The organism is Streptomyces sp. NPDC002265 (assembly GCF_040296125.1).
Classification (GTDB): Bacteria; Actinomycetota; Actinomycetes; order Streptomycetales; family Streptomycetaceae; genus Streptomyces.
Map to the genome: position 1 here is coordinate 1 of NZ_JBEOWS010000358.1, position 9,784 is coordinate 9,784.

Sequence of the window (9,784 nt, forward strand, 5' to 3'; positions counted from 1 at the left end):
GTGACGCAGACCTCGGTGTCGTCGGCCATAGTGTCCCCTGAAGGGGGCCGCCCACGAGGCGCGTTCTCTCCTCGTGGATGCTCATGTGCGGCACACGCCTTGACCGTGTGGGGGCGGTGTCCCCCTAGAGGCCGAGGTCCAATGCCAGGCAGGAGTACCGGGACCAGACGCCTTCGGGGTTGTAGGTGTCTCGCGCCGGGTCCGCGGGGGAGACGGGCTTGTCCGCGGTCGTGTCCTTGAGGCGTATCGGCTGGGGCAGGGTGCCGAATCGCGCATGACGCAGCAGGGCGGCGTTGTCGGGTGTGCCCGTTGTGGTCGGTGTGTCCATGGGTGAACTCCTCGGTTGTCGAAACCGGCCGACGGTCCGCCGGCTGTGCGGCGGGTCGTCGGCGGGCCGTCGTCTTCCTGGGCGGAGGTTTTCCGGCGGGAGCGCCCCGCGGCGGTGCGGGTCGCTGTCCTGTGCGGGGTGCGGCTGAAGCCGCCGGGGTGTTGCGGTTCGGTCATGGCCGGCGGGGTGCCCGGGCGGTGAGGCCCGGCCTGCGCCAGGAAACCTACCCCGCACTTAACTTGCGCACAAGGCAATCAGTGGCCAGGGAAATGTGACATGGGTATCGCAGGTGTCCGGGAATCATTGCTGCATACGGCAGTGTTGCGGCGCCGGCCACCGTGGATCCCCGACGCGCGAGAGCGGTGCCGCCGCGTCGGGGACCTGTGTGCCGCACCCGGTTGTGTCGTTTCGGGCGGTGCCGTGGGGGAGGCGTGGCACCGCCGCGTGGGTCAGGTCAGGCCGTAAGCCCGGATGACGGTCTGGGTGATCGTGCCTTCCGTTTCGTCTTCGGCGGTGGTCCGCAGCGACACGAACGATGCGGTGCGGGGTGCGGCCAGGCGGGTTGTCCAGGTGCCGTCGTGGTGTGCCGCGGTCTGCCGGTGCCAGGTGGCTCCGTTGTCGTAGGAGACTTCCAGGTGTACGGAGGACACGCGGGTGTGCGGGGCGCCGAGTACCGAGGGTGTGAGCGTGAGGCTTGAGGTGCGCGATGCCTCGCCCTGGGCGTTGAGCTCGACGGCGTAGTCGAGCTGCACCAGCGGAATGGTCCTTCTCTCCGCTTGTGCGGAGGTGAAGGTCCACGCGGTGTGGGTGGTGGGGGAGTAGGGGCTGAAGGGGGTGTTGTCGGCCGTGGCGTCGACGACGAGTTTGTACGGCAGCCGCTCGGGGGGCAGGTCCCAGGCGTGGCCGTTGTCGTAGTCGGACTCGGCGAGCAGGGTGGTGCCCTGGTAGAGCGATGTCCGCTGGGACAGGCCGGTGCCGTATCCCTGGCCGGCGTGTGCAGTTCCGCTGTCGCCCCAGGCGCGGGTGGTGAAGTCCAGCGCGCTGCCGTCGTGGCGTACCGGGAGGTCCTCGCTGATCATGCGCGGGCGCAGGACGGGAGTGAGCCAGCGGTCCGCATGAGTGGTGGCGGGCCGGTACGACACCGGTTCGGACGTCTCGGTCAGCAGGTTCGGGATGCCCACCTGCTGCTGCCAGGTGATGTCACCGCCTGTGGAGACCCAGTCGGTGCGCGCATTGTGCGCCACGGGCTCGGCAAGGAAGTTCCAGCCGCCGCCGAAGACGTAGGGCGGATGGTCCATCCGCATCTCCGCGGCGGGGGTCTGCTTGCCCTGTCCGAAGACGGCGTCCACCCGTGCGAGGTTGTGCGGGCCCGCCCGCAGGGTCAGGTCCTCGGGAATGCCTCCTGTGTGGTAGCTGACCAGGTCGTACAGGTAGCCGGGGACGGGGTGGGCCGTGGCCCGCAGGCGCACGGGGCGGCCGCGTGATGCGGAGATCTCGGCGATCAGTGCCTCACCGTCGTTCTGGGTCACCGATGCGGCCGCCACCGGTCCCGGGGAGTGGTAGTCGGCGTCGCCGTACCAGGTGTTCAGCCGGCCTGTTGCGTTGTTGACCACGAGGAGCAGTTTCACTCCTGCGGCCTGGGCGGCCCGGGACTGCTCGGAAGGGCTGATGCCGGGGGTGCGGCGTACCACGGCGGTCTTGCCGCGGGCGGACAGGTGGGCGTACGCGGCGGGTGTGCCGGTGTCGGCGAAGACGGCGTCCATGGCCGTGGTGCCGTCCGGGAGGGGCTTGGCGCCGTTCTGGGGGAGTACGCCCATCTCACGGCCGCCGTGGGAGAGGGTGAGCGGAGTCTGCGGGGCGCGCCACCTGGTGGTGAAGGCGAAGCCTCCGTGGGTCACCTTGTCCGGGGTGGGCTGTGCCCAGACGCTGTCGTAGTCGGGGCCGATCATCTTGCTCTCGATCCAGTCCCCGAACGTTCCGGGTTCCGGTCGTGCGGAGGTGAACGAGCGCCAGTACTCGGCCCTGGTGTTCGTCGGCATGCTGGGCCTGGGTGTCAGCGCTCGGACCTGGCGGGTCTGGGAGGCGTCGAGTTGGACGGTCTGGTCCTGCGTCAGCTCGATCTCGGGGTCGCCCAGCAGGGCCAGGCCCGTGGAGTGCGCTCCGTGCGTTCCCTGCACGTCCTTGAACATCATCACGGAGTAGGTGTCGCGGGGCAGGCGCAGGGTCAGCCCGGTCTGCGGGATCGTGTAGAAGTGGAAGTCCGGCTCCTGCGCGGCCCTCAGCGTGGCCGTGCCGGTGGTGGGCCGGCCCTCGCGGTCCTTGGTCAGGAGTGTCAGGTCGTGGCGTTCGGATTCGGTGGTGAAGCTCAGGACGGTGTGTGCTGCCACCACGCCTGCGCCGTCTCGTGCGATGACCTGGCCGGTGTGGCTGCCGACAGCCGCACCGCGCGGGTCGAGGGTGACGCTCACCGACGCGCTGTCGTGCGCCGGGACGGTGACCTGGTCGGCGCCCAGGGCGAACAGTGTGCCGGGGCCCTCTTGCCGGTCCAGCGTGAGCTGCAGTGTCACCGCACGGTCGGCGCTGTTGGTGTAGGTGATGCGGCGTTCGACCGGCTGCGGGTCTGACGACCACTTGATCAGGCCGGTGTCGACGGAGCCTGACGCGGTGATCTGCGTGCGGGAGGCCGCGGAGATGTCGAGACGGCCGGAGCCGCCGCGGTAGGCGGAGATGTCCGCAGTCACGGTGCTGGTGCTCATCAGGGCGTCTTTGGCTGCTGCCGGCTCCAGCCGGGGTGTTCCTGTGCGAGCAGCGCGGCGGCGCCGGCGACACGCGGCGTGGCCATCGACGTGCCGCTCTTGGTCGTGTAGAAGCCTTCTCCGCTCAGGAACTGCGAGCGGGCCGCCAGCACGTTCACCCCCGGGGCGGCCAGATCGGGCTTGAGGCCGTCGTCGTCTTCCCGCGGACCGCTGCTGGAGAAGCCGGTGATCCGGTCGGCAGAGTTCACCGCGCCCACGGTCAGCGCGGCTGCGGGTTGCTGCACTCTTCCTCCCTGAAAGACCGCTGTGGGCCTCAGGTGACATATCGTCAGTCGGCAGCAGAGACCCGCCTGTTGTGCGACAGGAATCGGTTGGCTGCCGGGTGCCGGCGCACTTGCCTTCTTGGTTGTTCTGCGCCCGCGACGCGCAACACCTGCAGGGCCCGTCTGCGCGTGCGCCGGTGTCCGGGGGGTGCGGACGGGGACGGCGGGGCGTCGGGCAGGCATATCGGTGGCCGCTGACGCGTGAACGGGTGAGGAGGCGTTCGGTCGTCCCGGAAGCAACCCCCTCTCGAGACAAGCGGCAGCATGCCGAGGGTGTGTGCCGTGGGACGGGGCCCGAGTCCTCACGACATGCCGCTGCATGCACCTGCCGGGGCCGTCTAACATGTCGGCTGGCTGGTGGGCCCAGCGTTCCTGTTGATCACTAGGATCTCGACCTGATTCGGCCTGGCCCGAACAACGACATTCCGGAAGGAACGCTGCAGGCTGACATGGTCTACCGCATACATTTCACGGTTCAGGATCTGGCCCGCACACGTGTGGCCGAAGGGCCGATGCCGCTGCATGAGCTGGAACTTGCAGCGCGGGCCCTGCAGAGCCGCAGCCGGCCCGCACGCCTCGACGCCTGGCGCCACCACGCCCGCGCGCAGCTGTCAGCGCAGGCCCGTATGGCGCTGGCCCTCATGCCTGCCGTGGGACATTCGCCGGGCTTTCTCAGCCCTGCTCAAGCAGGGTCTGTGGAAGAGCTCGTGGAACACGTGCGCAGCACGCCCCGCGAACGCGTCAGGACGCATCTGCGCGAAGCGGCAGAGCGCCGTTCTTCACTGCCCGCGTGGACCCACCGGCTGGCGGACGACACAGCCTTGCTTGCGGAGCTCTGCACCGGGCTGCGCCATCTCTACGCGTGCCTGCTCGCCCCGTACTGGGGCCAGTTCACCGAACACCTGGCATCCGACCGGACCGTACGCCTGCAGCAGCTGCTCACCGGCGGCGTCGAGCAGCTGCTGACCCGGGCCAACCCGCAATGGATGCGGTGGAAACCACCCGTCCTGGAGATCCGCATGGCCAGCGGAGCCGACCGCGACCTCTACCTGGAAGGGGAGGGCTTCCTGCTCATTCCGTCGATGTTCTGCACCCGCGCCGTCGTCACCGATGGCCCGCCCGTTTCCGTGAGCTACCCCATCGGCCCCGACCAGCCCCCCAGCCAGCTCACCGCCCTGGCGCCCGAGGCGGGCCGGACACGCACCTCCGGTGTGTCGATGCTTCTGGGCCGCACGCGGACCGCGGTACTCACGACCATTGCCGAGCACCAGGGCTGCTCCACCAAGGAACTGGCCGCCCACGCGGGCATCGCACCTGCGAGCGCCAGCGAGCACGCGACGATCCTTCGCGAGGCCGGATTGATCCGCTCCCTCCGCCATCGCAACTCCGTGCTGCACAGCCTGACCTCCCTGGGCCTGATGCTCCTCAACAGCGCAGAGCAGAACTGACTCGTCGGCACCGACCGGCCGGTCTTGACCAGGGTGCGGCCGTAGCGTTGCGTTTTGCGCTCCAGCATGCTGATGAGCTGCGACCGGCTGGCGTCGTGCACGGACGTGGCCAGCCTGGTGCGGACCAGTCCTGCCACCGATAGGTCTTCCGCGGAGATCTCTTTCGTCGGCCCCGACATCGCCGAACCGCTCCACTCGGCAAGCGCCGTCGTCGCTGGTGAGCCACTCGTCGACCGGCTGTGGTACACCGTCCCACGTCCCCACGATCAGCGAGGTCTGGGCGGCTGTCGGCGGCATACCGCGGGTGGGCGGGCATGCCCGTGTGCAGGAACCGACATCGGCGTCCCGGTCGTGTGCGTTCCGGCGAGATCCCGAAGAGTGAAGTGAATGCGGTAGATCAGGCCGTCCTGTAGCGCTTCTTCCGTAATGCCGTTCTTCGGGACGGGCCGAATCAAGTCGAGATCTTATTGATCAAGAGAAAAGCTGAACCCGTCCTGTCAACCGGCATGACAAATTCCTGAGGCGGATGCACGTGGCGGCATGGCGTCGTGGCCGGCTCCAAGCTGACGGCTTTGCATATTTGGAGGAAGACAATGACTGAACGCAGGCCCGGCAGGCTGCTCAAGATGGGCGCCGCCCTGGCGCTGGCCGTGGGCGGATTGAGCACGGTCGCAGCTTCGCCGGCGCTGGCCGAGGATTCGGTGACCGTCCAGGGCTGCGCCCACTCGTACTCCTACGGCCGCACCGAGGTCCAGGTGGACAACTGCCCGGGCAACGCTGCGGCGAGCTGGGCCTGGATATCGAGCCCCCACCTGGCGGGGAAGGACTGGGCCAGAGTCGATCTGTACTTCAAGGACGGCAGCTCCCAGACGATGTGGGAGACCTACGGAGGCAGCTGGTCCCAGAACTTCTGGAACAACGACGTCGACTACCTCTACATGACGGAATCCTGGGTCGGCCAGGAACAGGTGGGCGTGTGGTACGACGTGTCCTGATCATCCAGGACCAGGCGCACGCCGAAAGGTTCACTGCATCCGGGCCGCACTCGTTGACGGGTGATCAGGCCGGCCGGGGGCCAGCGCTCCTCGCGACACCGGTGCACTGATCAGCCCGGGAGCAGCCCGGACAAGCGCTCGGCCGGTATTTCCCCGCCGAGCGCTATGTGCTGCACCCGTGAGAAGCGGGAGACCGGTGCCTTTCGCCGTTCAGCGGACGATGTCGCCCGCCAGCTCCCACAGGCGCTCGGCGTTCTCCGGGTCCAGCGCGTAGGAGGCCACACCGGGGACGCCCCATTCGGTGGGCCGGGCGTCGACGAGCGGTGCCTCGTTGACGTCCTCGAAGTAACGGCCGCCGACCCCTTCGACCAGCGGGGAAGCGGCGAGGAACACGGTGGTCGCGGCGCCCTGCTCGACCGTCTTTCGGTAGGGCTCGGGGGTCCGCAGGCCTCCGGTGTGGCGCTGGAGGTTGGTGGCGATGGCACCGGGGTGCAGCGCGTTGGCCGTGATTCCGTCGTCGGACCAGCGGCGCTGCGCCTCGACGGCGAGCAGGACCTCGGCGGTCTTGGACTGGCCGTAGGCGGAGAGCGCGTCGTAGGGGCGGAAGCGGAAGTCGATGTCGTCGAAGACCACGGGCGAGAAGAGGTGGCCGGTGGAGGAGACCGAGACCAGGCGCGCCCCGTCGCCGTCGGCGAGAGCGCGGTGCAGCCCGAGAGTCAGGGCGAAGTGCCCCAGGTAGTTGGTGGCGAACTGCTGCTCGTGCCCGGCGATGCCCCGCTCGAGCTGCGGCGGCATCATGATGCCGGCGTTGTTGATCAGGATGTGCAGCGGGCCCTGCCAGGAGGCGGTGAACGCCCGCACCGAGTCCAGGTCGGCCACGTCCAGGCGGGCGACGTGGATCGCGTCGTTCCCAGTGGCCTTGCGCAGGCCGGCCGCGACCTGCTCGCCCGCTTCCGGACGGCGGACGGCGAGAGTGACCTCGGCGCCGTGGTCCGCCAGAGCACGGGCGGTCTCGACTCCGATGCCCGAATTGGCACCCGTGACGATCGCCCGCCTGCCGGACAGGTCGACGCCTTCGATCACCTCCGAGGCGGTGCTGGTGCGGTTGAACCGGGTGGTGAAGATCTTGGACATATAACGCATTCCTTCGGTCGCTCGTACTGTGCTGCCAGACTGCGCCGAGCGCTGTGGAACGCACCAGGACGGGTTGAGACTGGGACCGGCAGGGCCACCCACAAGCCCGGAACACGTCCGTACGCTGGCAAACATGACAGCCGCCGGAGATGCGAACGCACTGGGCCGGTATCTGCGCGCCCGCAGGGAACTGGTCCAGCCCGATGACGCCCGGGACACGGGCAACCGGCGCGTCTCGGGCCTGCGCCGCGAGGAGGTCGCCTTCCTCGCCGGGATCAGTTCCGACTACTACAACCGCCTGGAGCAAGGCCGCGACAGGAACCCCTCGGAGCAGGTCCTGCGCAGCATCGCCCGCGCCCTGCAACTGGACGAGGAGGCGACGGCCTACCTGATGGAGATCGCCACCCGAAAGAGCCCGCCCCGCAGACGGCCTCGCAGGCCGGAGAAGGTCGGCGACGGCATCCGCACGCTCATCGAATCCTGGCCGCTGACCCCGGCGTACGTCCACGGCAAGTACATGGACGTCCTGGCCGCCAACAGCCTCGCCATCGCCCTCTCACCGTTCAACGCACCGGGATGCAACGGCATTCTGGCCGCGTTCCTGGAACCTGAGATGCGGGAACTCCATCAGGACTGGGAGGACATGACCGCCCGGGTCGTCCCCTATCTGCGCGCGGTCGCCGGCGCGGACATCGAGGACCCGCGCCTTGTCGAGATCGTCGGCGAACTGTCCCTGCGCAGCGAACGCTTCCGCACCCTCTGGGCCCGGCAGGACGTCAAACACAAGGCCACCGGCACCACCCTGTTCCGCCACCCTCAGGCCGGCTCCCTGGAACTGCACTACGAAAAGCTACTGCTCCCGGGCAGCGACGGGCAGACCCTGATCACCTACCACGCACAACCTGGCAGCGCCTCCGAAGAACGCCTGCGCCTGCTCGCCAGCATGAATGCACCTGACCGGGCCGGCGGTACGCGGGCCGCAACCGATCGCACCCGAGCCCCCGGACATCCCATGTCTTGACAGGTCTCCTCCAGGAAATCCCGGACCTCTCACATGCCGGAGTTCGTTGGTGACGGACAGCTCGACTCGCCGTATCCAGAACACGTGGCTGCGAACGGGGCGATCACGGCAGCAGGCCTCCTGGTCTTGACTTCTGCTCGCGGACTCGACCACGTCGCCACATGCAGCAGGTGTTCGAAGTGCTGGTTCCCGTGCTGCCACCGGGTGAGCCGAGCACGGACCCCGCCTGCCCTTGCATGCGGTTCGTTCCGCGAGACGCCGCCACGGTGCGCTGAGCAGCCTGGACGCTGCCACGTGTGTCGTGAGACGGCACCTTCGCATGCCTTTGTTCTCCCCCTGGGGCGGGCTCGGCGCGCCCCGTTCCGGCCATCTCGCCAGCGCTGGTTACGTCCGATGCGAGTTCTGCTTCCAGCGCGCGCCAGCTTGTGTCGGCGTGCTTTGAACCGGTGAGAAGCCCCTGAAGAGCTGAGCTGGCTGCTTGGATCACGGCTCGACTTGCCCGGTCGGCCCGATGACGCCCGGTTTCATCCCCAGCCGGGCGGCAGCAGGTCCCAGGAGTCACAGCCGAACCATTGCCCGAAGGTCACAGGCCGGGCGCCGTCGGCGTGGTCGAGGGACAGCGCGGTGATCAGGTCGCAGGTCGCCCGTCCGTCCCACCACAGCGTCCCGGCCAGCGGGCCCGAGATCACCAGAAGCGTGGCGAACCCACAGCCGTGCTCCTGCGCGACGATCGCCCCCGCCGTCTTTCGCTCGTTGAACTCCCAGTACTCGGTGTTCCAGGCATGCATGGGCTCCGAGAACGCGTCCTCGTCGGCATAGTCCTCAGCCCGGGGCAGGCGCCGGTAGAACTCGTCGTCGGCCTCCTCATAGGAGTTCGGGTGCGGGAAGGGCAGGGGCAGCAGGTCGCGTCGCCTTGTGCTGTTGCCCGTCCGCCACCAGCCGTTCTCCGTTTTCTCAAGTTGTGCTACCGCCCCGCCCGAACTCACCTGCAGCAAGTAGCGGCGATACGCGCCGGGGAAGGCGACTTGGAGATCGGCCTCGGCTTCGATGACCTCGGCCTCGGTCAGCGGACGTGGGACAACAGGACGGTTCATGGGGCTTGAGGCTAGACGGTGGCCTTTCGCGCCGCAGCCGGGTTCGGCTGTGTCTCAGGCAGTGCGGGAACGCCTCGCGCGCCTTTTCGGTCGGTGTTCCTGCCGCAAGGCCATCCTGGGCCCTCGACTGCTGAGCCGACGCTTACAGGGTGGGCAATTTGCGTCGACATGACTCCTGGGGAATGACGCCGTCGTTGACACGGGCCATCCCTGGGAGGGTGACCCTGACCATGGGGTTGTAGGCGTTGACGTGGCCTTGGTCGGAGGTCTTGTGCACGACGCGTCAGGTGCCGGAGCGGGTGACGGTGGGGTGAGCGGCGAAGTGGCCGGTGCTGCTGGTGCGGGCGCCGGCGGCCAGGTGCTGCTGCCGCAGGGGCGGAATAGGGTCTGGACGGTGGCCTTGGGCAGGGGGGCCGCGCCGGGACGTGCGCGGATGGGGCTGCGGGGTCAGAATCGAGAGGGAACGCACTCGTGGTATCGCGGGGGAATGGACTCGGGGTCTGCCGGGGCGGTCATGTTCGCAGGGCCGGATTTTCGCCGGTGGAAGGTGGACGGGCGTGCGGCATTACGATCTTGTGGTTCTGGGGACGGGCAGCGGAAACATGCTGCTGGGCGGGTTCGCTCATCTGCGTGTGGCGCTGGTGGAACCGGACCGGTTCGGCGGCACCTGTCTGAACCGGGGGTG

The 9,784-nt window shown here is 68.6% G+C and carries 8 protein-coding genes; 3 read left to right on the forward strand and 5 right to left on the reverse strand.

What is annotated here, in order from left to right:
* Positions 1 to 124 precede the first annotated feature (124 nt).
* From ABT085_RS38695 to ABT085_RS38705, 3 genes are all read right to left on the reverse strand, one after another.
* Positions 125 to 328 carry a hypothetical protein gene (locus ABT085_RS38695; RefSeq protein ID WP_351619309.1) on the reverse strand — a complete coding sequence of 68 codons (204 nt, stop codon included), beginning with the start codon at positions 326 to 328 and terminating at the stop codon, positions 125 to 127.
* Positions 329 to 777: 449 nt separating this feature from the next.
* Positions 778 to 3,084, reverse strand: a complete 2,307-nt coding sequence (locus ABT085_RS38700; protein WP_351619312.1) for a PA domain-containing protein — start codon at positions 3,082 to 3,084, stop codon at positions 778 to 780.
* Positions 3,084 to 3,368, reverse strand: a complete 285-nt coding sequence (locus ABT085_RS38705) for a S8 family serine peptidase (RefSeq protein WP_351619315.1) — start codon at positions 3,366 to 3,368, stop codon at positions 3,084 to 3,086. Before ABT085_RS38705 ends, ABT085_RS38700 begins: the two co-directional genes overlap by 1 nt.
* Before the next feature lie 488 nt (positions 3,369 to 3,856).
* On the opposite strand from ABT085_RS38705, the gene ABT085_RS38710 reads away from it, so the two are divergent.
* Both ABT085_RS38710 and ABT085_RS38720 read left to right on the forward strand, forming a co-directional pair.
* Positions 3,857 to 4,855 carry a winged helix-turn-helix domain-containing protein gene (locus ABT085_RS38710; RefSeq protein ID WP_351619318.1) on the forward strand — a complete coding sequence of 333 codons (999 nt, stop codon included), beginning with the start codon at positions 3,857 to 3,859 and terminating at the stop codon, positions 4,853 to 4,855.
* A gap of 593 nt (positions 4,856 to 5,448) precedes the next feature.
* Positions 5,449 to 5,850, forward strand: coding sequence for a hypothetical protein (locus ABT085_RS38720; RefSeq protein WP_351619321.1), 402 nt, complete (start codon positions 5,449 to 5,451; stop codon positions 5,848 to 5,850).
* A gap of 210 nt (positions 5,851 to 6,060) precedes the next feature.
* On the opposite strand, the gene ABT085_RS38725 is transcribed toward ABT085_RS38720, so the two are convergent.
* Positions 6,061 to 6,984, reverse strand: coding sequence for an SDR family NAD(P)-dependent oxidoreductase (locus ABT085_RS38725; protein WP_351619323.1), 924 nt, complete (start codon positions 6,982 to 6,984; stop codon positions 6,061 to 6,063).
* Positions 6,985 to 7,117: 133 nt separating this feature from the next.
* On the opposite strand from ABT085_RS38725, the gene ABT085_RS38730 reads away from it, so the two are divergent.
* Complete coding sequence (locus ABT085_RS38730; RefSeq protein WP_351619326.1) at positions 7,118 to 8,005, forward strand: helix-turn-helix transcriptional regulator; 888 nt, start codon at positions 7,118 to 7,120, stop codon at positions 8,003 to 8,005.
* Between the two features lie 524 nt (positions 8,006 to 8,529).
* On the opposite strand, the gene ABT085_RS38735 is transcribed toward ABT085_RS38730, so the two are convergent.
* On the reverse strand, positions 8,530 to 9,099 hold the full coding sequence (locus ABT085_RS38735; protein WP_351619329.1) for an SMI1/KNR4 family protein: 570 nt from the start codon (positions 9,097 to 9,099) through the stop codon (positions 8,530 to 8,532).
* Positions 9,100 to 9,784 lie beyond the last annotated feature (685 nt).